The sequence below is a fragment of the Octadecabacter dasysiphoniae genome, from assembly GCF_021532615.1.
GTDB classification, from domain to species: Bacteria; Pseudomonadota; Alphaproteobacteria; order Rhodobacterales; family Rhodobacteraceae; genus Octadecabacter; species Octadecabacter dasysiphoniae.
In genome coordinates this window covers 608,734-632,092 of record NZ_JAKGAQ010000002.1, presented here as the reverse complement: position 1 = coordinate 632,092, position 23,359 = coordinate 608,734, and the positions used below count along the sequence as shown (strand labels likewise).

General features: G+C 57.7%; 25 protein-coding genes. 17 read left to right on the top strand and 8 right to left on the bottom strand.

From position 1 onward, the window contains the following. Positions 1–30: 30 nt before the first annotated feature. From L0664_RS10060 to L0664_RS10030, 7 genes are all read left to right on the top strand, one after another. The gene (locus L0664_RS10060) at positions 31–948 is read left to right on the top strand and encodes a Hint domain-containing protein (RefSeq protein WP_235225667.1); all 918 of its coding nucleotides are present in this window, start codon (positions 31–33) and stop codon (positions 946–948) included. Between the two features lie 57 nt (positions 949–1,005). Next, a complete protein-coding gene (gene mtgA, locus L0664_RS10055) occupies positions 1,006–1,755 on the top strand; it encodes a monofunctional biosynthetic peptidoglycan transglycosylase (RefSeq protein WP_235225666.1) in 750 nt (249 codons plus the stop codon). Positions 1,756–1,821: 66 nt separating this feature from the next. Further along, on the top strand, positions 1,822–2,487 hold the full coding sequence (fzlA, locus tag L0664_RS10050; protein ID WP_235225665.1) for an FtsZ-binding protein FzlA: 666 nt from the start codon (positions 1,822–1,824) through the stop codon (positions 2,485–2,487). Between the two features lie 108 nt (positions 2,488–2,595). Next, positions 2,596–3,612, top strand: coding sequence for a tRNA epoxyqueuosine(34) reductase QueG (queG, locus tag L0664_RS10045; protein ID WP_268821682.1), 1,017 nt, complete (start codon positions 2,596–2,598; stop codon positions 3,610–3,612). Positions 3,613–3,624: 12 nt separating this feature from the next. Further along, on the top strand, positions 3,625–4,731 hold the full coding sequence (locus L0664_RS10040) for a PQQ-dependent sugar dehydrogenase (RefSeq protein WP_235225663.1): 1,107 nt from the start codon (positions 3,625–3,627) through the stop codon (positions 4,729–4,731). A 40-nt stretch (positions 4,732–4,771) separates the two neighbouring features. Then, the gene (locus tag L0664_RS10035; RefSeq protein ID WP_235225662.1) at positions 4,772–5,701 is read left to right on the top strand and encodes a DMT family transporter; all 930 of its coding nucleotides are present in this window, start codon (positions 4,772–4,774) and stop codon (positions 5,699–5,701) included. Between the two features lie 64 nt (positions 5,702–5,765). Next, on the top strand, positions 5,766–5,951 hold the full coding sequence (locus tag L0664_RS10030; RefSeq protein ID WP_235225661.1) for a hypothetical protein: 186 nt from the start codon (positions 5,766–5,768) through the stop codon (positions 5,949–5,951). Here L0664_RS10030 and L0664_RS10025 read toward each other — a convergent pair. Further along, positions 5,948–6,817, bottom strand: a complete 870-nt coding sequence (locus tag L0664_RS10025; RefSeq protein WP_235225660.1) for a branched-chain amino acid aminotransferase — start codon at positions 6,815–6,817, stop codon at positions 5,948–5,950. The two genes, L0664_RS10030 and L0664_RS10025, sit on opposite strands and share 4 nt — an antisense overlap. 149 nt (positions 6,818–6,966) lie before the next feature. Here L0664_RS10025 and L0664_RS10020 point away from each other — a divergent pair, with 149 nt between their 5' ends. From L0664_RS10020 to dxs, 6 genes are read left to right on the top strand one after another with little or no spacing between them, the layout of a single operon-like run. Then, entirely contained in the window at positions 6,967–7,470 is a 504-nt protein-coding gene (locus L0664_RS10020) for a MarR family winged helix-turn-helix transcriptional regulator (RefSeq protein ID WP_235225659.1), read from the top strand. 4 nt (positions 7,471–7,474) lie between these two features. Further along, a complete protein-coding gene (locus tag L0664_RS10015) occupies positions 7,475–8,176 on the top strand; it encodes a response regulator (protein WP_235225658.1) in 702 nt (233 codons plus the stop codon). 13 nt (positions 8,177–8,189) lie between these two features. Beyond that, positions 8,190–9,113 (top strand): histone deacetylase family protein, encoded by a 924-nt coding sequence (locus L0664_RS10010; RefSeq protein WP_235225657.1) that lies wholly within the window; start codon positions 8,190–8,192, stop codon positions 9,111–9,113. Further along, positions 9,110–9,346 (top strand): exodeoxyribonuclease VII small subunit, encoded by a 237-nt coding sequence (locus L0664_RS10005; RefSeq protein ID WP_235225656.1) that lies wholly within the window; start codon positions 9,110–9,112, stop codon positions 9,344–9,346. Before L0664_RS10010 ends, L0664_RS10005 begins: the two co-directional genes overlap by 4 nt. Next, the gene (locus tag L0664_RS10000; protein ID WP_235225655.1) at positions 9,339–10,202 is read left to right on the top strand and encodes a polyprenyl synthetase family protein; all 864 of its coding nucleotides are present in this window, start codon (positions 9,339–9,341) and stop codon (positions 10,200–10,202) included. The genes L0664_RS10005 and L0664_RS10000 overlap by 8 nt, the downstream gene beginning before the upstream one ends. A gap of 10 nt (positions 10,203–10,212) precedes the next feature. Continuing rightward, positions 10,213–12,117 (top strand): 1-deoxy-D-xylulose-5-phosphate synthase, encoded by a 1,905-nt coding sequence (gene dxs / locus L0664_RS09995; RefSeq protein ID WP_235225654.1) that lies wholly within the window; start codon positions 10,213–10,215, stop codon positions 12,115–12,117. A 49-nt stretch (positions 12,118–12,166) separates the two neighbouring features. Here dxs and L0664_RS09990 read toward each other — a convergent pair whose 3' ends face one another. Beyond that, entirely contained in the window at positions 12,167–12,937 is a 771-nt protein-coding gene (locus L0664_RS09990) for an ion transporter (protein WP_235225653.1), read from the bottom strand. Between the two features lie 64 nt (positions 12,938–13,001). Continuing rightward, positions 13,002–13,859, bottom strand: a complete 858-nt coding sequence (locus tag L0664_RS09985) for an SDR family oxidoreductase (protein WP_235225652.1) — start codon at positions 13,857–13,859, stop codon at positions 13,002–13,004. A gap of 81 nt (positions 13,860–13,940) precedes the next feature. Between L0664_RS09985 and aroQ the strand changes: the two genes are divergently transcribed. Beyond that, complete coding sequence (aroQ, locus tag L0664_RS09980) at positions 13,941–14,375, top strand: type II 3-dehydroquinate dehydratase (protein WP_235225651.1); 435 nt, start codon at positions 13,941–13,943, stop codon at positions 14,373–14,375. Here the strand turns inward: aroQ and L0664_RS09975 are convergent. The 4 genes from L0664_RS09975 to L0664_RS09960 all read right to left on the bottom strand — a co-directional run bounded on the left by L0664_RS09975 (position 14,372) and on the right by L0664_RS09960 (position 19,181). Then, on the bottom strand, positions 14,372–15,154 hold the full coding sequence (locus tag L0664_RS09975; protein WP_235225650.1) for a carnitinyl-CoA dehydratase: 783 nt from the start codon (positions 15,152–15,154) through the stop codon (positions 14,372–14,374). The genes aroQ and L0664_RS09975 overlap by 4 nt on opposite strands. Then, the gene (locus L0664_RS09970; RefSeq protein WP_235225649.1) at positions 15,147–17,156 is read right to left on the bottom strand and encodes an acetate--CoA ligase family protein; all 2,010 of its coding nucleotides are present in this window, start codon (positions 17,154–17,156) and stop codon (positions 15,147–15,149) included. Before L0664_RS09970 ends, L0664_RS09975 begins: the two co-directional genes overlap by 8 nt. Positions 17,157–17,158: 2 nt before the next feature. After that, the gene (locus L0664_RS09965; RefSeq protein ID WP_235225648.1) at positions 17,159–18,322 is read right to left on the bottom strand and encodes an acyl-CoA dehydrogenase family protein; all 1,164 of its coding nucleotides are present in this window, start codon (positions 18,320–18,322) and stop codon (positions 17,159–17,161) included. Between the two features lie 103 nt (positions 18,323–18,425). Beyond that, complete coding sequence (locus L0664_RS09960) at positions 18,426–19,181, bottom strand: class II aldolase and adducin N-terminal domain-containing protein (protein WP_235225647.1); 756 nt, start codon at positions 19,179–19,181, stop codon at positions 18,426–18,428. A gap of 205 nt (positions 19,182–19,386) precedes the next feature. Here L0664_RS09960 and L0664_RS09955 point away from each other — a divergent pair, with 205 nt between their 5' ends. The 3 genes from L0664_RS09955 to L0664_RS09945 all read left to right on the top strand — a co-directional run bounded on the left by L0664_RS09955 (position 19,387) and on the right by L0664_RS09945 (position 22,235). Beyond that, positions 19,387–20,865, top strand: a complete 1,479-nt coding sequence (locus L0664_RS09955) for an AMP nucleosidase (RefSeq protein WP_418888024.1) — start codon at positions 19,387–19,389, stop codon at positions 20,863–20,865. A 140-nt stretch (positions 20,866–21,005) separates the two neighbouring features. Continuing rightward, positions 21,006–21,296, top strand: a complete 291-nt coding sequence (locus tag L0664_RS09950) for an HU family DNA-binding protein (protein ID WP_015497476.1) — start codon at positions 21,006–21,008, stop codon at positions 21,294–21,296. A gap of 75 nt (positions 21,297–21,371) precedes the next feature. Further along, positions 21,372–22,235, top strand: coding sequence for a DMT family transporter (locus L0664_RS09945; RefSeq protein WP_235226175.1), 864 nt, complete (start codon positions 21,372–21,374; stop codon positions 22,233–22,235). Here L0664_RS09945 and aroC read toward each other — a convergent pair. Continuing rightward, positions 22,232–23,335 carry a chorismate synthase gene (gene aroC / locus L0664_RS09940; RefSeq protein WP_235225646.1) on the bottom strand — a complete coding sequence of 368 codons (1,104 nt, stop codon included), beginning with the start codon at positions 23,333–23,335 and terminating at the stop codon, positions 22,232–22,234. The genes L0664_RS09945 and aroC overlap by 4 nt on opposite strands. Positions 23,336–23,359: the final 24 nt, after the last annotated feature.

Here is a 23,359-nt window from a genome sequence, read left to right as displayed (position 1 = left end):
GCATTGTTCGAAACCAGTGCAGGTGCAGTTATGCCTACGACGTATACAGACCAGTTTTTCACGTTTGATCCCGCCAACCCTGTGGGCGGTGGGACGCCTGTCAGTTTTGTGTCTTATGATCTGACCGATCAGAATGACGACAACGATTTTGACAGGTTCGACAATGACAGCGTGAACGGCATCGATATTTCGGCGTCCTATCCAGGCGATACCGTAACAATCAATGTGTCGGGAATCGGAAATGTTACCTATACGGGCATCACGTTTTACCTTGCGAATGGGGACCGTGCTTTTACACCCACAGATGGCCAGGTTCTCGAGAACGGGACGTTCGTGTCAAGTTCTTGGGTTTCTCCTCAGGGGCCGCTGACTGTTTCGGAATTAGGGCCGCCTTGTTTCGCGGCGGGCACATGTATCGAAACCGAAAAAGGGATGACGCCAGTTGAGCAGATCGAGGTCGGTGATCTTGTGCGCACGCTGGACAACGGATTGCAGCCTGTGCGCTGGCGCGGTTCGCGTGGGCTGGCTGCATTGGACAAACGCGCGCCGATCCGGTTTGCCCCCGGCGCGATTGGAAATACCAAAGAACTGCTTGTGTCGCCGCAGCACAAAATTCTGGTGTCCGGTTGGCGTGCGGAGCTTTTTTTCGGGGAAGACGAAGTGCTGGTTGCGGCGGTTCATCTGGTCAATGCTGATACCATTCACCGCGCCCCGCGCCGCCATGTGGACTATCACCATCTGATGTTTGACCAGCATGAAATCCTGCTGGCCGAAGGTATCCCCACGGAGAGCTTTTTCCCCGGCGACTATATTTTGCAAGACGATGATTTGCGCGACGAGGTCATGGATATGTTTCCTGAAATGATCGGAACGGTTGGCCCGGATTGGGACACGGCGCGCACCGTGTTGCGCGGACAAGAGGCAAAGGTGCTTTGCGGTGACAGGTAGACGGTTGTCTGGGGTTCACCGCTTGACCCTGCCCCCTTGCGTGGGGTGAATGGCGCTATGGCTCGCTCAACACGCAAAACGTCAAAGGCACGGAAAAAGACGCCCGCAAAGGCAGTTCGTTTGCGCGATCGCCCGCGGCTGTTGTGGCGGGGTATTGTGAAGTACGTGTTTCGGGGGATTTTGGTTATGATCGCACTTGCGGTGCTGGCAACCGTGGCGTTTTCAGCGATGAACCCGCCCACGACCCCCTATATGTTTTCCGAAGGGCGCCGTGTGGGTGGTGTGAACCAGACATGGGTTGCGATGGAAGAAATTGCGCCTGTTATGGCGCGGTCCGCGGTCGCCGCAGAAGATGCGAATTTCTGCCTGCATTGGGGTTTGGATCTGACGGCCATCCAAGCGGCATTGGAAGACGGATCAAACCGCGGTGGGTCGACGATTTCCCAGCAGGTCGTGAAGAATGTCTATTTGTGGCACGGGCGATCCTGGTTTCGAAAGTCGCTGGAGGCGTTGATGACGCCGCTGGTTGAGGCCGTTTGGAGCAAAGAGCGTATTCTAGAAGTGTATCTGAATGTCGCTGAATTTGACGAAGGTGTATTCGGTGTTGAGGCCGCAGCGGTGCATTATTTCGGTGTGCGGGCGGCGGATTTGTCGCCGACGCAAGCGGCACGGTTGGCCGCGATCCTGCCCAACCCGAAAAACCGATCCGCATCGCAGCCGTCGTCTTTTGTGCGCGGCCGTGCGGCATCCATTCGCGACGGGGCGGCGACAATTGGCGCGGATGGCCGCGCGGACTGCTTTGAATAGCGCGCTGGGATTGTAACGGCGGGGTGGTTGGGGCATTGAAGGGGCACCATTTCACTGAGGCCTTTGATGAACCGTCTTTACCATTACCCGCTGTCTCCGTTTTCACGCAAAGTGCGTCTGAGCCTTGCTGAAAAGCGAATCGAGGTTGAGCTGGTCGAGGAGCGGTACTGGGAACAGGACGCAGATTTCCTGCGCCGCAACCCTGCCGGAAAGGTGCCGATCCTGAAAATGGGCAACCGGACGATGGCCGACAGCACGGCAATTTGTGAATACCTTGAAGAAACCCATCCGACGCCGCCGCTTTTGCCGCAAGGGGCTGACAGCCGTTACGAAGTGCGCCGTTTGGTGGCGTGGTTTGATGACAAGTTCAACGATGAGGTGACGACCAAGTTGATGGGCGAGCGCGTTTTTCGCAAAGTCATGGGCACGGGGTATCCGGATTCGGCGAACGTAAAGGCGGGCAGTAAGGCGGTGAAATATCACCTCGATTATATGCATTGGTTGTTGGATCAGCGGCGGTGGCTGGCGGGCAACGAGATGTCTTTGGCAGATTTTGCAGCTGCTGCGCATTTGTCGTGTCTGGACTATGTGTCGGACGTGGATTGGAACCGCAGCGCGATCGTGAAGGATTGGTATGCGAAGATTAAATCGCGCCCTGCGTTCCGGTCTATATTGGCGGATCAGATTTCGGGGTTTCCACAACCTGCGCATTACAACGATCTGGATTTCTAGGTTGGTTCGAATTGGCTTCGCCAATCCGACAGGCGGGGGGCCAGCCCCCGTCGCTTTGCGACTCCCCCGGAATATTTTAGAACCAAAGAAAAGGGTGAGCGCGTGGATTTGAAGGCGCGCTTGAACGCGAAAGCGTTGGAGGAAGGGTTCGCCGGATTTGGCGTGTGCCGCCCTGATGCGGTGCCTGAATTGCCTGAACGGTTAAAACAGTTCGTTGATGAAGGCCGTCATGGCCAGATGGCGTGGATGGCGGAGCGGATGGCCTGGCGTGGTGATCCTGCGGCGCTGTGGCCCGCGGCGAAATCCGTGGTGATGTTGGCCGAGCCCTACACGCCCGAGCATGATCCGCTGGCGGTGTTAGAGCAGCCGGACCGTGCAGCGATTTCGGTTTATGCGCAGAACCGTGATTATCATGATCTGGTGAAAAAGCGGCTGAAACGGGTCGGGCGGTGGTTGGTCGATCAGGCGGGATGCGAGATAAAGGTGTTTGTCGACACTGCACCGGTGATGGAAAAGCCGCTGGCGGCTGCCGCGGGGCTTGGCTGGCAGGGCAAACATACCAACCTGCTGAGCCGTGAGTTGGGGAACTGGTTTTTCCTTGGCGCGATTTTTACGACGCTTGAGATGGAGCCGGACGCACCCGGTGTTGAGAATTGTGGATCGTGTACGGCCTGTCTGGATGTTTGTCCGACGGATGCGTTTCCTGCTCCTTTTCAGCTCGATGCGCGGCGGTGCATTTCGTATTTGACGATTGAGCATAAGGGCCGCGTGGACGAAGAATTGCGTGCCTTGATGGGCAATCATATTTACGGGTGTGATGATTGTCTGGCGGTCTGCCCGTGGAACAAGTTTGCCGTGGAGGCGCGCGAAATCCGGTATGCGGCGCGGCCTGAACTGGTGGCCCCACCGCTGCGTGATTTGGCGGTGCTGGACGACGGCGCGTTTCGCACCATGTTTTCAGGTAGCCCGATCAAGCGGATCGGGCGGGACCGTTTCGTGCGCAATGTGCTGTATGCCATTGGCAATTCCGGCGACGCCGCGTTGAAGGATGTAGCGGCGGGATTGGTGGATGATCCGGCGGACGAAGTTTCAGATGCAGCGCGGTGGGCTATCGCGCGCCTTTAGGAGGACGACGTGATGTGGCGATTTTTGATATGTTTGATGCCAACATTGGCGCTGGCGCAAGTCGAACAGGGCGCGCCCAACGCCGATTTTGCGCCCGCGTTTGAGGGGCAGACACGTGCGCCTTCGGTCGGGCCGAGCGTGATTTCGGTTGAGGTGTTCGCCAGTGGATTTGATTTTCCGTGGGGGATTGCGCCGCTGCCTGATGGCCGTTTTTTAGTGAGCGAGCGTGGCGGGGAGATGCATATTGTTGGTGCGGATGGTGCACGATTGGGTGAGGTTTCCGGCGTGCCCGACGTTGCCGCGCGAAATCAAGGCGGGTTGCTGGACGTAGCCGTTTCGCCGGATTTTGAAACCGACGGTGTGGTGTATTGGACCTATGCGAAACCTGTTGATGGCGGGTCTGCATTAGCGGCGGGTCGTGGTGTTTTTGTGGATGGGGCGCTGACCCAAGCTGCGGATATTTTCGTGCAAACGCCCGCGATCAATAGCAATAAGCATTTTGGGAGCCGCGTGGTTGCGGCGCGCGGTGGGGTATGGATCACTGCGGGAGATCGTGGGAATGCGGAGCTAGCCCAGAATGGCGAAACGACTGTCGGGAAAGTCATGTGGGTTGAGGATGGCGGGACGCCTGCAATCTGGTCTACGGGGCATCGCAACATTCAGGGGGCGATTTTGCGCGATGGTGATCTTTGGACGGTCGAACATGGGCCGCGCGGCGGGGATGAGCTGAACCGGCCTGAGTTTGGCGCGAATTACGGCTGGCCCGTCGTGTCCTACGGGATCAATTATAGCGGGTCGGATGTGGGCGAGGGGATCGCCGTTGCGGATGGGTACGAGCAGCCTGTGTATTATTGGGATCCGGTGATCGCGCCGGGTGGGATGGCGGCCTATCCCGATGATGGACCTTACCGTGATTGGCGCGGTGATTTGTTCGTAGCGTCGTTGTTTCCCGGTGGTGTTGTGCGGCTGAAAATTGAGGGCGGGCGCGTGATCGGGGAGGAACGATTGCTGGCTGACATCGGGCGCGTGCGTGATGTTGAGGTTTTGGAAAACGGTGATTTGCTGGTTTTGCCGGACGTGCGGGGTGGCGATATTTTGCGGGTTACGCCAGTGCAGTAATCTGCTGGCCGTTGCGCGCAGTCAGGCGTAAGCATCGGGTATGACGACAGCCACCCAAACCAATGTGACGCGCGGCATCTTTTTGATGTTGTCGGCGATCACGGTGTTTACGGTTATGTCGGCGTTCATCAAAGCGGCGGATCGGGTGCCTGCCGGAGAGGCGATGTTTTTCCGGTCTGTCATGGCGATGCCGATTGTTCTGGTGTGGTTGGTGACGCATGGCGGGATCATGCAGGGCGTCCGCACCCAATCTGTGCGCAATCATGCGGTGCGCGGGATCGTTGGATCTTGTGCCATGGGGCTTGGTTTTGCGGGGTTGAAATATTTGCCCCTGCCCGAGGTCACAGCGATCCGGTTTGTCACACCGATATTGATGGTAGTTCTTGCGGCGCTGATATTAGGCGAAAGGTTTCGCTTTGTTCGCATCGCGGCAGTGGCATTGGGGTTTGTCGGGGTCGTGATCATCGTGGCACCGCGGTTGAGCGTGGGCCTTGGGACGGACGAGGCGCTGGGCGTTGGATTGACGCTGGGATCGGCGTGTTTGGCCGCACTGGCGCAGGTCTGGGTCAAGGGCATGTCGGGGCAAGAAAGCACGACGGCGATTGTGTTCTGGTTTTCGGCAACATCGACGGTGTTGTCCTTGCTGACCATTCCGTTCGGCTGGGTTTGGCCGACGGGGAATGAATTGGCGTTGCTGGTGGGTGCAGGGATCGTCGGCGGCCTTGGACAGGTCTTGCTAACATCAAGCTATCGGTTCGCGGAGGCGGGGGTTTTGGCGCCGTTCACATATGTATCGATGCTGTGGTCCGTGTTGATCGGCTACGTCTGGTTTTCAGAGGTTCCGACCATCGGCATGTTGATGGGGGCTGGTCTGGTGATCTGTGCCGGCGTCATCATTGTGCTGCGGGAACGCAGCTTGGGAATGGATGCAACAGCGCGGCGCAAGGTCAAGGCGAAGGGTTTGCAGTAGGGCTGCGTGCGCGGCGGCGCGTTTTGTGGTATCATCGGATTATCGTAGCAATGGAGGAGCGACCATGACCCGCCATATTATCGACCATCCGACGACATCGCCTGTTACGTCACATGCCAACGCGGCGCTGCGTCGTTGTGAAAAGGACGCCAATACGCCGGAGCATTCCAAAATACTGGATCGCCCGCGCCAGATCGGCAACGGGCGACTTGTCCAGTATCTTGAAATTGAACGCGGGCGGCGCGTTTAGGCGCGGACCAGTTTTTCGTAGTCTTTCGCGATCTCGGTTGTGATCGCGCCGACCTCAAAATTGTAATCACCGATCTGGCCGATGGGCGTGACTTCGGCGGCGGTGCCTGTCAGCCATGCCTGTTCGAACCCTTCGAGTTCTTCTGGCATGATGACACGTTCGTTCACCGTGATGCCTTTGTCGCGCAGCATGCCGATGACCGTTTGGCGGGTGATGCCGTTTAGAAATGCATCGGGCTTGGGCGTGTGGACTTCGCCGTCTTTGACGAAGAACAGGTTTGCGCCCGTCGCTTCGGCCACATAGCCGCGATAATCGAACATCAACGCATCAGAACATCCTTTGGCTTCGGCGGCGTGTTTGGACATGGTTGCGATCATGTACAGACCTGCGGCCTTGGCTTGTGATGGTGCTGTTTCGGGCGAGGGGCGTTTCCATTTCGCAATGTCGAGCTTGGCGCCTTTGAATTTGGCGTCCCCGTAATAGTTGCCCCATTCCCAAACGGCTACGGCGAGGTGGACAGGGTTCTTGGCGGCGGCGACACCCATATCTTCACCTGAACCGCGCCAAGCGACGGGGCGCACGTAGGCGTCTGTTAGGCCGTTGGCATCAAGGGCTGCCTGTTTGGCGGCTTCGATTTCATCGACCGTGTAAGGGATTTCAAAATCGATCAGCTGGCCGGATTTGATCAACCGTTCGGAGTGTTCGCGGGATTTGAAGATTTTGCCCGAATAGCAGCGCTCGCCCTCAAACACGGAGGACGCGTAGTGCATGGCGTGGGTGAGGATGTGGACATTGGCATCGCGCCATTCGACCAATTTGCCGTCCATCCAGATTTTTCCGTCGCGATCATCGTATCCGCCAGCCATGTCGAGGCCTCCTGTTGTCTTTGCATTTGTGTCGCGTTTAGGTCCGATGTGGACATTTTATTGCGCGAAACCTTCGATTCGATACCGATCCCTTCTTGGAATGTCAACAAAGCTGACGTATTATGACGGGGAATGTGAAGGAGGCCCCTATGGAAGGTGGCGCGAGAGAGACCGGCAATCCGCTGTTGTTCCTGACGGACGAGCAGTTGCGCAAGGGGATCGAGGCGATGTTTTTCGCCTATCGCGGGTTCACGGCAGACCCTGATCGCATTCTATCGGATATAGCCTATGGGCGGGCGCATCACCGCGCCATCCATTTCATTCATCGCAGTCCCGGCGGAACGGTGAACAATCTTCTCGCTATTTTGGGCGTTACAAAGCAATCGCTGAACCGTGTGTTGCGCGGATTGATGGAGGATGGTTTGGTCCGCAGTGAAATCGGCAAGCGGGACAAACGGGAACGGCATTTGTATCTGACCGAGGCAGGCGAGGCATTGGAGCGTCAATTATCCGATGCCCAGCGTGACAGGATGCGCGCGGCGTATCGTGCAGCGGGGCCAGAGGCGGTGACAGGGTTCCGGCAGGTTCTTGAAGCGATGATGGATGAAGACATGCGCAACAGATATGATGCGCTGAAAGACCTGAAGGGGTAACGCGATGCACAGTGACCAGCCACATTTGCTGATTGTCGATGATGATGAACGCATCCGCGTGTTGTTGCAGAAATTTCTGGTGCGCAGCGGGTTTTTGGTGACAGCGGCGCGGGATGCGGCCCATGCGCGGCGTATTCTGTCGGGGCTCGATTTTGATATGATCGTGCTGGACGTGATGATGCCCGGTGAGGACGGCGTGACACTGTGCGCTGATTTGCGCAAGACGCGGGATACACCGATTTTGCTTTTGACGGCCAAGGCCGAAACAAGTGACCGGATTACCGGGCTTGAGGCGGGTGCGGATGATTATCTGGCCAAGCCGTTTGAGCCAAAAGAGTTGTTATTGCGAATCAATTCGATCCTGCGCCGTGTGCCGCCAAGTGAGGCAGAGACAGTGGTGCCCAAGGTGCTGCATTTGGGACCACTGCGCTATGATATGGAGCGCGGTGAGATGTGGCAGGGCGAGGATCTGGTGCGGCTGACAGCCACCGAAATCCAATTGATGAAGATATTTTCTGCCACCCCCGGAGAGGCAATTTCGCGCGAGGAATTGGTGGATCGTTTAGGGCGATCTGGCGGGCAGGCGCAGGAACGTGCGGTGGACGTCCAGATCACGCGGTTGCGCCGCAAGCTGGAGGCTGATCCAAAGCAGCCACGGTATTTACAGACGGTGCGCGGGGCGGGATACATGCTCGCGCCGGATTGAGAGGCAGGGCAGTATGACCACAGCATTGATTACACATAAGGCTTGTTACGATCACGTGACGCCGCCCGGACACCCTGAACAGGTGGCGCGTTTGGATGCGGTTTTGGGCGCGTTGGAGGGGCTGGATTTAGTGTCTGTTTCGGCGCCAATGGCAGCTGACGATGATTTGTTGCGCTGCCACCCGCAGGCGCATTTGAATGCCGTTCGGGATGCTGCACCCGCGGATGGTTGGCGGTCTTTGGATGCGGATACGCATATGTCCGTGGGCACGTTAGAAGCCGCGTATCGCGCGGCGGGCGGCGTTGTGAAGGCCGTTGATCTGGTGATGTCCGGCGAGGTTGGCAATGCGTTTGCGGCTGTGCGCCCGCCCGGTCATCACGCAGAACGTGAAACGCCGATGGGGTTTTGTTTTTTCGGATCCGTCGCAGTAGCGGCGAAACATGCGATGGAGTTTCACGGGCTGAAACGCGTCGCGATTGTGGATTTTGATGTGCATCACGGCAACGGCACGCAGGATTTGGTGGAAGAAGACGCGCGGGTTTTGTTTTTCTCATCCCATCAGATGCCGCTGTGGCCAGGGACGGGTGCGGCGCACGAAACGGGTGTCGGCAATATCGTGAATATCCCGCTGCCTGAGGGCTGTTCTTCAAAGGTGTTTCGCGATGCTTACACGCGCGAGGTGTTCCCGAGGCTTGCGGCGTTCAAACCTGAACTTCTGCTGATTTCTGCCGGATTTGATGCACATGCGGCTGATCCATTGGCGGGGATGATGTTGCAGGACGATGATTTCGCGTGGGTCACGCAGAAACTGTGTGATGTGGCGGATGAACATTGCGGCGGTCGGGTGGTATCCGCGCTTGAGGGTGGGTATGATTTGGAGGCGCTGGGCCGATCGGCACGCGCACATGTTAAGGTTTTGAAGGAGCGGGCGCGATGAGTGGCGATGTAGCAGAGATGAGTTTCGAGGACGCGCTGCGCGAGCTAGAGCAGGTCGTCGGCAAGCTTGAGCGTGGCGAAGTGCCGCTGGACGAATCTATCGCGCTGTATGAACGGGGCGCGTTGTTGAAAGGCCGCTGTGAGGCCAAGCTGAAAGAAGCCGAAGAAAAGGTCGCCAAGCTGACGTTGGACGGGGACGGGCAACCGACAGGCACGGCGCCGTTGGATGGCTGATTTTAAGGCGGCGTTGGCGGCGGATGCTGCTGCGGTTTCGGATTTTCTGGATGCGCGGATCGGGTGTGACCTACATCCACCTTTGGCAGACGCGATGCGGTATGGCGTTGTGGGCGGCAAGGCATTGCGCGGGTTTTACGTTATGGAAACGGCGCGGTTGCACGGGATCGGGCGCGCGTTGCCCGTCGCGGCGGCGATTGAATGTGTGCATGCCTATTCGTTAATCCATGATGATCTTCCGGCGATGGACGATGATGATATGCGCCGTGGCCGCGCGACGGTTCACAAGGTTTGGGATGACGCGACGGCCATTTTGGCGGGTGATGCGTTGCAGGCCTTGGCGTTTGAGCTGATCGGTGAGGCGGATTTTCCCGGTGATGTGCGTGCTGCGTTGATGATGTCATTGGCGCGACAAGCGGGTGTTGCCGGCATGGTTGGCGGGCAGGCTGCGGATATTGCGGCCGAGACTGCTGCCGTGCCGTTCACGCTGGACGAGATTATTGCGATGCAGGGCGGCAAGACGGGCGCGTTGCTAACGTGGTCCTGCATGGCAGGGGCGATGATGGCGCAGGCGGATGTTGCGCCGCTAAAGACCTACGGCGATGCCGTTGGTTTGGCGTTCCAGATTGCGGATGATGTGCTGGATGTGACCGGCGATGCGGCCGCTGTTGGCAAGGCTGTCGGCAAAGACGAAGCCGCTGGAAAAGCCACGTTTGTATCGCTTCTTGGCCTTGATGGGGCGAAAGGCCGCGCAGTTGAATTGGTGGATCAGGCTTGCGATGCGCTATCTGTTTATGGTGACAAGGGCGCAGTGCTGAAAGACGCGGCGCGGTTTGTTGTGAACCGCAGTCACTAAAGGAGCCGTCATGACGAGACCTCATACTCCGACGTTGGACCTCATTGATTTACCCAGTGATCTGAACGGGCTGAGCGATGCGCAATTGCGTACCGTCGCGGATGAGCTGCGGGCCGAAACGATATCGACGGTGTCTGAAACGGGCGGGCATCTGGGCGCGGGTCTGGGCGTGGTTGAATTGACGGTGGCGCTGCACGCGGTGTTTGATGCCCCCAAGGACAAGATCATCTGGGACGTGAGCCACCAGTGTTATCCGCACAAGATTCTGACAGGGCGGCGGGACCGTATCCGCACGTTGCGCCAGAAGGATGGGTTGTCTGGTTTTACCAAGCGGTCTGAATCGCCCTACGATTGTTTTGGGGCGGCGCATTCCAGCACGTCAATTTCTGCCGCGCTGGGGTTTGCTGTGGCGCGGGATTTGGGCGGCGAAGGTGGCGATGCGATTGCCGTGATTGGGGATGGGTCCATGTCGGCGGGCATGGCCTATGAGGCGTTGAACAATGCCGGCCATTTGAAGAAACGATTGATTGTTATTCTGAACGACAACGAGATGTCGATCGCCCCGCCAGTGGGCGCAATGTCGTCTTATCTGTCGCGGCTTTATGCAGGTGATCCGTTTCAGGAATTCAAGGCGGCGGCGAAGGGGGCGGTGTCGTTCCTGCCCGAACCGTTCCAAGAGGGGGCCAAGCGCGCCAAGGATATGCTGAAGCATATGACCGTTGGCGGCACGTTGTTCGAAGAGCTGGGGTTTTCCTATCTTGGGCCGATTGACGGGCACGATATGGAGCAGCTGTTGTCTGTGTTGCGCACCGTAAAGACCCGCGCGACGGGGCCGATCCTGATCCATGCGATCACCAAAAAGGGCAAAGGATACGCCGAGGATCGTGCGGATCGAGGCCATGCGACGGGCAAGTTTGATGTGATCACCGGAGAGCAGAAAAAGGCGGTCAGCAATGCGCCGTCTTATACGTCTGTGTTTGCCGAAGCCTTGGTGAACGCCGCCGCGCAGGACGACAAGATTGTTGCGGTTACGGCGGCGATGCCGGACGGCACCGGGCTGACCAAATTTATGGAACGGTTCGCGTCGCGGTGTTTTGACGTCGGTATTGCCGAGCAACATGCGGTGACGTTTTGTGCGGGGCTTGCTGCGGGCGGGATGAAGCCGTTTTGCACGCTGTATTCGACGTTCCTGCAGCGCGGGTATGATCAAGTGGTGCATGACGTCGCCATTCAACGACTGCCTGTGCGCTTTGCGATTGATCGTGCCGGATTGGTCGGGGCGGATGGTGCGACCCATGCGGGATCGTTCGATGTGGCGTTTCTGTCGAACCTGCCCGGATTTGTAGTGATGGCCGCTGCGGATGAGGCGGAATTGGTGCGCATGGTGGCGACGGCTGTTGCCCATGATGACGGTCCGATTGCGTTCAGATTTCCGCGCGGGGAAGGTGTTGGCGTTGATATTCCAGCAGACGCACAGCCGCTTGAGATCGGGAAGGGCCGCATGATCCGCGAGGGATCGCAGGTGGCAATTTTGTCGTTCGGGACACGCCTGCAAGAGGTTGAAAAAGCGTGTGAGGCGTTGGCGGCCAAGGGCATCACGCCCACTGTGGCGGATGCGCGATTTGCCAAGCCGTTGGACCGTGACATGATTTTGCAATTGGCTGCGGATCACGATGCGCTGATCACCGTGGAAGAAGGTGCGGTTGGCGGGTTCGGATCACACGTTGCGCAGCTTTTGGCGGAGGCGGGCGTTTTTGATCACGGGCTGAAATACCGGTCTATGGTGTTGCCTGATATTTTCATCGATCAGTCCAGCCCTGCGGATATGTATGACACTGCCGCCATGAACGCCGAACATATTGAAGCCAAGGTGCTGGATGTGTTGGGCGTGGGCGTGATTGGTAAGTTGGCCTGACGGGCGAGACGCTGTTTGCCTGCGGCAAAGGCGCCCCTCCCGCCGTCCCTTATTTTTCGTCCAGACGTTTTTCGATCGCTTCGAGTTTAGCGAGGACTTCGTCACGGTAGACGTCCGTGGCCGCATTGGATTCTTCTGACGCGGTTTCGGACATGGAATTTACGATGAGACCGACCAGCAGGTTCACCACGGCAAATGTTGTGACCATGATGAAGGGGACAAAGAACGCCCATGCGTATTGGTACACTTCCATGACGGGGCGCACGATGCCCATCGACCAGCTTTCCAGCGTCATGATCTGGAACAGCGAATAGCCGGATGCGCCCAGCGTGCCGAACCATTCCGGAAAGCTGTTTCCAAACAGTTTCGTCGCCATGACCGCGCCGATGTAAAAAATCAGCGACATCAGGATGAAGACGCTGCCCATCCCCGGCAATGCCTTGAGGAAGCCTTCGACGACGCGGCGCAGGGACGGCGTGGCGGAGATGATGCGCAGCACCCGCAGGATGCGTAGGGCGCGCAAAACCGAGAAGGATTGTGCTGCGGGAACCAGCGCAATGCCGACGATAAAGAAATCAAAGATGTTCCAGCCCGAGCGGAAGAACCGCAAGCGATGGGCGAACAGCTTAAGCACGATTTCCACGACAAAGATGTAAAGACACGCAAGATCCAGCAAGTGGATGACATGGCCAAAGGACGCCATCAACGGCTTGGATGTTTCGAGCCCGAGGATGATCGCGTTGAAGATAATCACGCCGATGATGAAATTGCCAAACCTCGGCGTGTCCAAGAGCGCGGCTGTCTTTTCACGGAGCGTCATGTCGGTGTCCCTTCTTTGGGGTCGATATGGCGTGGCAGCGCCGTCGAGGCAAGTGTGTGACGTGTTAAACGCCGCCAGTTTCAGCAGCGAGGAGCGCGCGTAGCCCTGCGCGATAGTCGGGATAGATTAATTCGACGCTAAGTTCGTCTTTGATGCGATCATTCCGCACCTTTTTGCTTTCGGCGTAAAAGCTGCGGGCCATGGGCGTCATGTCGGCGGTTTCGAAATCCTGCGCGGGTGGGATCGGGAGGTTGAGGAGTTCTGCGGCGTGGGCGATGACGTCTTCTGGTGGGGCTGGATCATTGTCGCATAGGTTATAGATCGCGCCGGGGTTTGGACGGGCGATGGATGCTGCCAGAATCTGCGCGATGTCAGCGACATGGATGCGGCTAAAGACCTGACCTTTTTTGATAATGCGCCGTGCCGTGCCATTGCGAACCTTGGCAAAAGGGCCACGGCCGGGCCCGTAGATGCCGGCAAGGCGAAAGATATGGAGGGGCAGATTGAGGGATTGCCATGCGGCCTCTGCCTCAACGCGCATTTGGCCGCGTTTGGTGGAGGGTGTGAGGGGCGTGGTTTCATCCACCCAATTCCCTTGATGGTCGCCGTAAACACCTGTTGTGGACAGATAGCCCACCCATTCGAACTGATCGCGCCGTGTTTCGATTTCGGCGCGCAGATCATTGAGGACAGGATCACCCGCTTCTGACGGGCCAGCGGAGATCAGAACATGAGTGGCGGCATTGAGGGCCGGGATCAGATCTGCCCCCGGCCAAATGCGCAGTTCGGTTCCTTCGGCCATCAAGGCGGCGGCCTTTTCTTCGCTGCGGGTGGTGCCGATGACGCGCCAATCATCGGAGAGCAGGCGGGTCAGGGCGCGGGCGGAATAGCCGTGGCCAAAGGAGAGGAGCGTTTTTGTCATGCCCTTTCGTGACGCAGGGCGCGGCGCGGTGCAAGTCGAAGGGGGCTTGTCAGGGGCGCGCGCATATCAGATTGTCACGCCATGACAAAAATTCTGCTGATCAATGGCCCGAACTTGAACCTTCTTGGGCAACGCCAACCGGAAATCTACGGGTCTGAAACGCTCGATGATGTGGTGGCGGGGTGTGTGGCCTTGGGCAGTGATCTTGGCTTTGACGTTGAGGGACGGCAAAGCAACCATGAAGGCGTTATCGTTGACTGGATTCAGGAAGCGCGCGGGGTTGCGGCCGGGATCGTTATCAACCCCGGTGCGCTGAGCCATACGTCTGTCGCCATTCTGGATGCGTTGAATGCGTTTGAGGGGCCTGTGATGGAGGTTCATATTTCAAACATCCACAAACGCGAACGGTTCCGGCATCATTCCTATGTGTCCGGCCGCGCTGAGGGCGTTATCGCGGGGCTCGGCACTGAAGGATACGGATTTGCGCTGCGGCGTTTAAAGACGCTGTTGGCCTAGCGGCCCTTCCAGACGGGATCGCGTTTTTCGGCAAAGGCTTTGGCCCCTTCGAGCTGATCTTCGCTGGAATAGAGACTGTCGATGCTGGCCAATTGGCGTTTGGTGATGCGGTTCATGGCATCCTGAAATTTCGAATCTTCGGCATCGCGCACGACTTCTTTGATGGCGGCGTAAACGAGAGGCGGGCCGGACGCGAGGAGGCGGGCCATTTCCCACGCCTGCGCCATCAGATCGTTCGCCGGATAGGTGTGATTGATCAGACCCCAATTGAGGGCTTCGTTCGTATCAAACCAACGCCCAGTGAGCAGCAGTTCCATCGCAATGTGGTAGGGAATGCGTTTTGGCAGTTTTACGCTGGCCGCATCGGCGACAGTGCCAGAGCGGATTTCAGGTAGGGCGAAGGTTGCGTGATCCGCAGCGAGGATAATGTCTGCCGACAGCGCGAGTTCGAGGCCACCGCCACAGCAAATACCGTTCACGGCGGCGATGACGGGTTTGTTCATATCCCGCAATTCTTGCAGGCCGCCAAAGCCGCCCACACCATAATCCCCATCAACGGCGTCCCCGTCTGCCGCTGCCTTCAGATCCCACCCGGGACAAAAGAATTTTTCGCCTGCGCCTGTCAGAATGGCGACGCGAAGATTCGGATCATCCCTGAATTCTGCAAAAATGTCGCCCATGATCCGGCTTGTCGTAAGGTCGATCGCGTTGGCCTTGGGGCGGTCCAGCGTGACCTCGAGGATGGCACCGTCGCGGCGGGTTTTGACAGGGTTAGTCATGGCGTTTCCTTATGAGAGCATCAGCGGCGATGGCGCGGGACGTTGTGACGATGAGGGGATTTACCTCAACCTCTTCCACGGTGTCGAGATTGGCAAGAACGTAGGACTGGATCGCATCGACGGCGTCGACGATCTGGTCGATGTCAACAGCGGGTTGGTTGCGGTATCCGGATAGAATTTTGGCTATTTTCAGGCGTAATAGACTCTGTTTGATGTGGCTTTTGGTTGCCGGTGACAGGATTGAAACACGATCATCCAGCAGTTCGGTGAAAATACCACCCGCCGCAATTGTGATCACAAACCCATGGGCGGGGTCTTTGACGATTCCAACGAGGATTTCGGCGACCCCGCCTTCGATCATTTCTTCGAGGAGGAATAAATCGCCGTCCATTGCTGCCCCGGCGGCGCGCACAGCATCGCCGCCATGCAGGGACAACGCCACGCCGCCGCTGTCGCTTTTGTGGGCCTGGCCTGTTGTCTTGAGCACGAAGGTTTCGTTTGCGTCGTCAGCCCATTGCGCGAGATCGTTGATCTGGCCTGTCCGGCTTATGGGGGTTTGAACTCCAAACGCGTGCAGGGCGACTTTGGCATCATGTTCTGATAGGACACTGGCGTTTTGCGTTGGGGTCGGCACGATCAGATCGCCGGGCATCGGGGTGCGGGTGTGTGCGGCTTGGGTCGCGGCGAGGGCTTCTGCCAATCCGTTAAGCGGCATGATCCCCCCCGCCATCAACTGCGTCGCGACATGTTCCGGCATCAGTTCGGGCATCGTCGCAACCATGGCGATTGTGCCGCCAGTATCAGCGCGTGTTTGTAGCGCGGCGTTTATCGCGCAGTCCCAATCGCTGTCGTCACACAGGTCAGCGCGGGGGAAATCCACGATCAGGAACGTCATGGCCAAATTAGGGTCTATCATGGCGGAAAATGCCTGTGTCATGGCCTGCGTGTCGCGCCAAATATAGGTGTGATAATCGAGAGGATTGGCCAGCGCGACCTTGGGTCCAAGGGCGTTTGAGAGGGCTGCCGTTTGGGTTTCGTTCAAGGGCGGAAATGAGAGGTTTGTGCCATGGGCGAGATCGGCGATCAGGCTCGCCTCTCCTCCGGAGCAGCTGATCGATGCGATTTGACCAGAGGGAAGCGGTCCGACGGTGTGCAGGATTTTTAGCGTTTCGATGAGCGTGGGGAGGTCGTTCACGCGGGCGATTCCAAGATGATCCAACAACGCCTGACCGCCAGCGTCGCTGCCCGCGAGGGATGCGGTATGTGACACTGTTGCATCGCGGGCTTCTTGGGATTTGCCGACCTTTAGCGCCACTAGGGGGATGTTTTTTGCGTGCGCCTTTCGCGCGAGGGCCTGCCATGCGGGCAGATCGGAAAAACCTTCGATGTGCAGGCCAATGGCGGTGACGCGGGGATCATCAAGCAAGGCATCGGCGATTTTTGCCTCTGACATTTGGGCCTGATTTCCGCAGGTCACGACATAGGCAATCGGCAAACCCCGTTTCTGCATCGTCAGGTTGATCGCGATGTTCGAGCTTTGCGTGAGGATCGCGACGCCACGTTCGACAGGCAGACAGGCGTGCTGATCGGGCCATAGGGACGCCCCATCAAGCGCGTTGATCATGCCGTAGCAGTTCGGACCAAGAATGGGCATATTTCCGGCGGCTTTCAGCAGGCGTGCGTTCGCGTCGTGCCCGTCGTCTGTTTCGCCAAAGCCGCTGGCGAAACAAACCGCACCACCTGCCCCCATGCGCGCCAACCGTTCGACAGCACCGATCGTCGCGTCGCGATTGATACCGATAAATGTGGCGTCGGGCACGTCCGGCAAATCAAGCGCTGTTGGGTAGGCGGTTAGGCCGCAAATGTCGCCCGCACGGGGGTGAACGGGCCAGATGTCGCCGCTGTAGTTTGTCTTTTGCAGCTGTTCGGTGACGGCGCGACACCATGCGCCCCCACCGATGATTGCGATGCTTTTAGGGCGAAACAGTCTCTTTAAATCCATATTCAGGCACCCAGGGCGCGCAGCAGTTCGCGGCTGATGATATGACGCTGGATTTCTGAGGTGCCGTCCCAGATGCGTTCAACGCGGGCGTCGCGCCAGAACCGTTCGAGGGGGTAGTCATCCATCAATCCCATGCCGCCGTGGATTTGAATTGCGGCGTCTGTGACGCGGCCCAGCATTTCAGAAGCATAGAGTTTTGCAGACGCGATTTCGCGGTTGGCGGGCAGACATTTGTCGAGGCGATCTGCAGCCGCGAGGGTGAGCAAATCCGCCGCGTCAATTTCGGTGATCATATCCGCGATCTGGAAACTGATGCCTTGGAATTTGCCGATCTTCTGGCCGAATTGTTCGCGTTCTGCTGCGTAGCCAAGGGCGTAGTCGAACACGCGGCGCGCACGGCCCACGGACATGGTGGCGACGGTAATGCGGGTCGCATAAAGCCATTCGTTCATCACGGCGAACCCGCCGTCGACATCACCCAAGACCTGCGCGTCGGGCAGGCGGCAGTCGTCAAATTCTAGGATCATGTTTTTGTAGCCGCGGTGAGATACGGATTTGTATCCGTCGCGGATCGTGAAGCCGGGGGTGCCGCGATCCACCAGAAATGTCGTGATGCGTTTTTTGGGGCCGCGCGGGGTCTGATCCTCGCCGGTGGCGACGAAGACGATGATGAAGTCTGCGTGGTCCGCGCCAGAGATAAAGTGTTTGGTGCCGTTCAAGACCCAATCGCCACCGTCGCGCACAGCACTGCATTTCATGCCGCGCACGTCTGATCCGGCGCCCGGTTCTGTCATGGCCAAGGCGTCCATGCGTTCGCCGCGGACCGCCGGATCACGGTAGCGTTCGATTTGGTCGCCTTCACAGGCCATCAGGATGTTTTGGGGCCGCCCGAAGAAGTGGTTGAGCGCCATCGAACCGCGCCCGAGTTCACGTTCGACCAGCGCAAATTCGACATGGTTCAGACCCGCCCCGCCCGCGCTTTCGGGAAAGTTACAGGCGTAAAACCCGAGTTCGATGGTCTTCCGCTTAATCTCGTCCGCGATTTCTGGTGGGACTTCGCCGGTGCGTTCGACCAGTTCTTCGTGGGGGTAGATTTCATTTTCAACGAAACTGCGAACGGTGCCCGCAATCATGCTGTGTTCGTCGGTGAGGCCATAAGTTGTCATGGGAATCGATGCCTTGAATGAGGGAATTATGCAGGGTTAGAGCCTGTTTTCCCGTCCTAAACGGCGTGTGCTGGTCCACGCGCGCAGGTTTTCAAAGAACGATCTAGGACGCATAGGTGCTGCCTTCTTCGTCGAGGATTGCCTTGAGTTCTGACAGGTGACGTTCGTCCTGTTCGGGGTAGTCTTCAAGTTCGGCCGCGGTTTTTTCGGCGATTTCGTCGGACAACACACGCAAGGGTTGGCCCGTTTGAAGCGCGCGGATGTAGGTTTCTGCGGCGCGTTCGAAATAATACAGACGGTTGAACGTTTCCGCGACGGTGGCGCCGATGATCATGATGCCGTGATTGCCCATGATCATGACTTTTTGTTTTGGGTCCGTAAGCAGGCCCGCGCAGCGTTCGCCTTCTTCTTCGAACGCGAGGCCGCCGTAGTGGTCATCAATCACGTAGCGATTAAAGAATGTTGCGCAGTTCTGGTCGATGGGCAGAAGCCGGCTGTCCTTGAGCGTCGCAAGAACTGTGGCGTGGATCGAATGGACGTGCATGGCGCAGCGGGCGTGCGGGCAATGGCGGTGGATGCCGCTGTGCAGGCCCCATGCGGTGGGATCTGGCGCGTTCGGCCCTTCGAGGGTGTCCGGGTCGTTGGCATCAACCACGATCAGATCAGATGCTTTGACGCGGCTGAAATGCATCTGGTTGGGGTTCATCAGAAACTGGGTGCCATCATCATTGATCGCAAAGCTGAAGTGATTTGCCACGCCTTCGTGCATGTTCAGGCGTGCCGTCCAGCGGAACGCAGCTGCGAGGTCCACGCGGTCTTGCCAATGGGACAGATTCGGTTTGAGGTTCGTGACGGACATGACGGGTCTCCCTTGCGTGTAGCCAACACGACAGATGCACGGCTGACTAGTGAAAAAGCGACATTGCGGGGGCTTGCGGCGCGCGGCGGAGTGGTGAATTATAGTGCATGAACACACATAGACACATTTTTGAACCGCGCCGCAGTGCCTTCTGCGGCGTTTTCTGTGTCTCGCATAAGAACAATAATAATTGGAGGCTTAAGCCATGATGAAATCAGATGCACATTTGCCCGTTATCTCACCGGAGGTGCCGGTCGCAGAGCAGTTCAAAGATGCACAGGCCGCTGTCGCGCGGCTTCGGGAATTGTACGATATTGCGGTCAATTTTCTGACCAAGACGTTTGCGGAAAATGTGACAGGTGCGCGCCCGGACACGCGGTTTCGCGCGTTTTATCCAGAAATTCGCATCACGACGTCGACCTATGCGCAAACAGATTCGCGCCTGAGTTTTGGCCACGTGGCTGGACCGGGGACGTATTCAACCACGGTAACGCGGCCGGATTTGTTCGAAGGATATTTGCAGCAGCAGATCGGATTGTTGATTGAAAACCACGCCGAACCGATTGTGATTGGCGTGTCGAGCACACCGATGCCTGTGCATTTTGCGGTGTCCGGCGAGGTTGAAGTGCCCCAAGAAGGTGCATTGCAGTTCACGCTGCGCGATGTGTTTGATGTGCCGGATTTGGCGACAACAAATGATGACATCGTGAATGGGGTCGATTTTCATCATGAAGACGGGTCGAGCCCGCTGGCGCCGTTTACCGCCCAGCGTATCGATTATTCGTTGGCCCGATTGCAGCACTACACCGCCACCAAGGCAGAACATTTTCAAAATCATGTGCTGTTCACGAACTACCAATTTTATGTTGAGGAGTTTGAGGCCTACGCGCGCAAAATGCTGGCTGATCCTGACAGCGGATATACGCATTTTGTGAGCACGGGAAATCAGGTGATTACGGATGCGGATGCGCCTTTGGAAACGCCGCCAAAGATGCCGCAAATGCCGACCTATCATCTGTGCCGCGAAGGGCAGGGCGGGATTACGTTGGTGAACATTGGTGTTGGTCCAAGCAACGCGAAAACGGCGACGGATCACATTGCTGTTCTGCGCCCACATGCGTGGTTGATGGTGGGGCATTGCGCAGGTTTGCGGAATTCCCAGCGGCTTGGTGATTTTGTTTTGGCGCATGGCTATCTGCGCGAAGATCACGTGCTGGATGATGACCTGCCCGTGTGGATGCCGATTCCTGCGTTGGCGGAAATTCAGATCGCGCTCGAACAGGCGGTTGCGTCGGTGACCGAGCTTGAGGGGTTTGAGTTGAAGCGGATCATGCGGACAGGGACGGTGGCGACGATTGACAACCGGAACTGGGAACTGCGCGATCAATCGGGGCCAGTGCAGCGTTTGTCGCAGTCTCGTGCGATTGGTCTGGACATGGAAAGTGCGACGATTGCCGCCAATGGTTTCCGGTTCCGTGTGCCGTATGGGACGTTGCTGTGCGTCTCCGATAAGCCGCTGCACGGCGAATTGAAGCTGCCCGGCATGGCGTCGGATTTCTACAAAACGCAAGTTTCGCGCCATTTGATGATTGGAATTCGGGCGATGGAGCACCTGCGCAAGATGCCACTTGAGCGGATTCACAGCCGTAAATTACGGTCTTTTGAGGAAACTGCCTTCCTGTAACGAGCGATATTTGGGGTATTTACCCACAATATGCAGTTTTTCACTTGTAATACTGCACTAATCGTTGTGGAACATAGCCACATACAGTTTACTAGCTGAGCAAAGAGCCTGAAAAAACGGGCAGAACGAGGAGAATTACAATGGCGACGAAACCAATGACCAAGACGCAACTTGTTGCAGCTCTGGCCGAAGATATGGGCACGGACAAGAAATCCGCATCCGCAGCACTCGACGCGATGGTCGGTCTGATCACTCGCGAAGTATCTGGCGGCGGTGCTGTCACACTTCCAGGTGTTGGCAAAATTTATTGCCGTGAACGTCCTGAGCGTATGGTCCGCAACCCAGCAACTGGTGAGCAGATCAAGAAAGACGCTGACAAGGTTGTCAAAATGACAATCGCAAAGGCACTCAAGGACAGCGTGAACGGCTAATCGCTGATCCGCTTGTTTGAATAGGGGGTCGCCTTTCGAGGCGGCCCTTTTTCGTTGTGAGGGACCATGGGCAAGATTGACGGCAAAGCAATATTGATGGGGCTAGCGTTCGGTTTGATGTGGGCGTCTGCGTTCACATCCGCGCGCGTGATCGTGCAATATGCACCGCCGCTTTATGCGTTGGCGTTCCGGTTTCTGCTGTCGGGTGTGTTTGGCGTATTCCTGGCGCGGATGATGGGGCAAAGCTGGCATTTGACCCGTCGCCAATGGGTCGCCGTTCTGGTGTTTGGCATTTCCCAAAACGCGCTTTACCTCGGGCTGAATTTTATCGCCATGCAGACCATCGAAGCATCGCTGGCAGCCATCGTTGCATCAACCATGCCGCTGCTTGTCGGCGTGGCAAGCTGGTTGGTGTTTGGCGAAAAAATCCGCCCGCTTGGCATTGCGGGGCTGGTTGCGGGGATGATTGGCGTCGCGTTGATCATGGGTGCGCGGTTGCAGGGCACGGTTGATCTGTTCGGGCTTGGGCTGTGCGTGGTCGCTGTCATCTCTCTCACGGTTGCGACGTTGTCGGTGCGCGGTGCATCATCGGGCGGAAATTTCCTGATGATTGTTGGTCTGCAAATGCTGGTCGGCAGCGCGATGCTGTGGATTCCCGCACTGGCGTTCGAAACGTTCGACGTTACGTGGTCTTGGCAGCTGATCGTTGCGTTTACCTATACCGTGATCGTTCCGGGCCTTGGGGCCACGTTGATCTGGTTCTACCTGGTCGACCGCATTGGCGCGACGCCTGCGGCAGTGTTCCATTTCCTCACGCCGTTCTTTGGCGTATCCATTGCTGCCATGTTGCTGGGCGAAAAATTGGGATCAATGGACATCATCGGCGTGTTGATCATCACAGGCGGGATTTTGGCAGTACAACTCAGCAAGCAGCGCTAGCCGATTTTGCCGCGTACGCCGCCCGTTTGACCGCGATCCAGTAGGATGTGATCGAGGATCACGGAGGCCATCATTGCTTCGCCGACGGGCACTGCACGGATGCCGACGCAGGGGTCATGGCGGCCTTTGGTGACAACCTCGGTCGGGGAGCCGTCCATGCGGATGGAGGCGCGGGGCGACAGGATCGAGGACGTCGGTTTAACCGCGAACCGCACAACGATGTCTTGGCCCGTTGAGATACCCCCAAGGATGCCACCTGCATGGTTGGAAGAATATTCTGGCCCGTTCGGCCCCATGAAAATCTCGTCTGCGTTGGCGCGCCCTGTGAGGGCGGCGGCGGCCATGCCTTCGCCGATTTCCACACCTTTGACGGCGTTGATCGACATCATGGCCGCGGATAAATCAGTGTCTAACTTACCGTAAACCGGTGCGCCGATGCCCGCGGGGACATTGCGGGCCACGACTTCGATCATCGCGCCGACCGAGTTGTGATCGTCTTTGCGCAGCCAGTTGATGTAATCGGTCCATTCTTCCACCACACCTGCATCGGGGCACCAGAAATCGTTGCCCTCAATCGCGTCCCAATCGAACCGCGCGCGGTCGATGTGTTTTTCGCCCATTTGAACCATGTATCCGGTGATTTGCACATTCGGCGCGAGCGCTTTGATTGCTTCGCGTGCGACACCACCTGCCGCAACGCGGGATGCGGTTTCGCGCGCTGAACTGCGTCCGCCCCCGCGTGGATCACGTACGCCATATTTTTGATGATACGTGATGTCCGCATGGCCGGGACGGAACGTATTGAGGATATCGCCATAGTCCTTGGACCGCTGATCGGTGTTTTCGATCATCAGCTGGATCGGGGTGCCCGTTGTAACGTCGTCATAGACACCAGACAGTATTTCCACAGCGTCAGGTTCGTTGCGTTGGGTGGTCATTTTGTTCTGACCAGGGCGGCGTTTGTCGAGCCAGTGTTGGATCATCGGCGCAGTCAATGGCACGCCGGGGGGGCAGCCATCAACCGTCGCGCCCAAGGCAGGCCCATGGCTTTCGCCCCATGTGGTGACGCGGAAAAGATGGCCGTATGAGTTGATCGACATGGGTAGGCTCCTTTTGTCACGGTC

Excerpts from the sequence above, each read along its gene's own strand:
- L0664_RS10060 (WP_235225667.1), top strand. The coding sequence starts at position 31 with ATGCCTACGACGTATACAGACCAGTTTTTCACGTTTGATCCCGCCAAC.
- mtgA (WP_235225666.1), top strand. The coding sequence starts at position 1,006 with ATGGCTCGCTCAACACGCAAAACGTCAAAGGCACGGAAAAAGACGCCC.
- fzlA (WP_235225665.1), top strand. The coding sequence starts at position 1,822 with ATGAACCGTCTTTACCATTACCCGCTGTCTCCGTTTTCACGCAAAGTG.
- L0664_RS10040 (WP_235225663.1), top strand. The coding sequence starts at position 3,625 with ATGTGGCGATTTTTGATATGTTTGATGCCAACATTGGCGCTGGCGCAA.
- L0664_RS10035 (WP_235225662.1), top strand. The coding sequence starts at position 4,772 with ATGACGACAGCCACCCAAACCAATGTGACGCGCGGCATCTTTTTGATG.
- L0664_RS10030 (WP_235225661.1), top strand. The coding sequence starts at position 5,766 with ATGACCCGCCATATTATCGACCATCCGACGACATCGCCTGTTACGTCA.
- L0664_RS10025 (WP_235225660.1), bottom strand. The coding sequence starts at position 6,817 with ATGGCTGGCGGATACGATGATCGCGACGGAAAAATCTGGATGGACGGC.
- L0664_RS10020 (WP_235225659.1), top strand. The coding sequence starts at position 6,967 with ATGGAAGGTGGCGCGAGAGAGACCGGCAATCCGCTGTTGTTCCTGACG.
- L0664_RS10015 (WP_235225658.1), top strand. The coding sequence starts at position 7,475 with ATGCACAGTGACCAGCCACATTTGCTGATTGTCGATGATGATGAACGC.
- L0664_RS10010 (WP_235225657.1), top strand. The coding sequence starts at position 8,190 with ATGACCACAGCATTGATTACACATAAGGCTTGTTACGATCACGTGACG.
- L0664_RS10005 (WP_235225656.1), top strand. The coding sequence starts at position 9,110 with ATGAGTGGCGATGTAGCAGAGATGAGTTTCGAGGACGCGCTGCGCGAG.
- L0664_RS10000 (WP_235225655.1), top strand. The coding sequence starts at position 9,339 with ATGGCTGATTTTAAGGCGGCGTTGGCGGCGGATGCTGCTGCGGTTTCG.
- dxs (WP_235225654.1), top strand. The coding sequence starts at position 10,213 with ATGACGAGACCTCATACTCCGACGTTGGACCTCATTGATTTACCCAGT.
- L0664_RS09990 (WP_235225653.1), bottom strand. The coding sequence starts at position 12,937 with ATGACGCTCCGTGAAAAGACAGCCGCGCTCTTGGACACGCCGAGGTTT.
- L0664_RS09985 (WP_235225652.1), bottom strand. The coding sequence starts at position 13,859 with ATGACAAAAACGCTCCTCTCCTTTGGCCACGGCTATTCCGCCCGCGCC.
- aroQ (WP_235225651.1), top strand. The coding sequence starts at position 13,941 with ATGACAAAAATTCTGCTGATCAATGGCCCGAACTTGAACCTTCTTGGG.
- L0664_RS09975 (WP_235225650.1), bottom strand. The coding sequence starts at position 15,154 with ATGACTAACCCTGTCAAAACCCGCCGCGACGGTGCCATCCTCGAGGTC.
- L0664_RS09970 (WP_235225649.1), bottom strand. The coding sequence starts at position 17,156 with ATGGATTTAAAGAGACTGTTTCGCCCTAAAAGCATCGCAATCATCGGT.
- L0664_RS09965 (WP_235225648.1), bottom strand. The coding sequence starts at position 18,322 with ATGACAACTTATGGCCTCACCGACGAACACAGCATGATTGCGGGCACC.
- L0664_RS09960 (WP_235225647.1), bottom strand. The coding sequence starts at position 19,181 with ATGTCCGTCACGAACCTCAAACCGAATCTGTCCCATTGGCAAGACCGC.
- L0664_RS09955 (WP_418888024.1), top strand. The coding sequence starts at position 19,387 with ATGATGAAATCAGATGCACATTTGCCCGTTATCTCACCGGAGGTGCCG.
- L0664_RS09950 (WP_015497476.1), top strand. The coding sequence starts at position 21,006 with ATGGCGACGAAACCAATGACCAAGACGCAACTTGTTGCAGCTCTGGCC.
- aroC (WP_235225646.1), bottom strand. The coding sequence starts at position 23,335 with ATGTCGATCAACTCATACGGCCATCTTTTCCGCGTCACCACATGGGGC.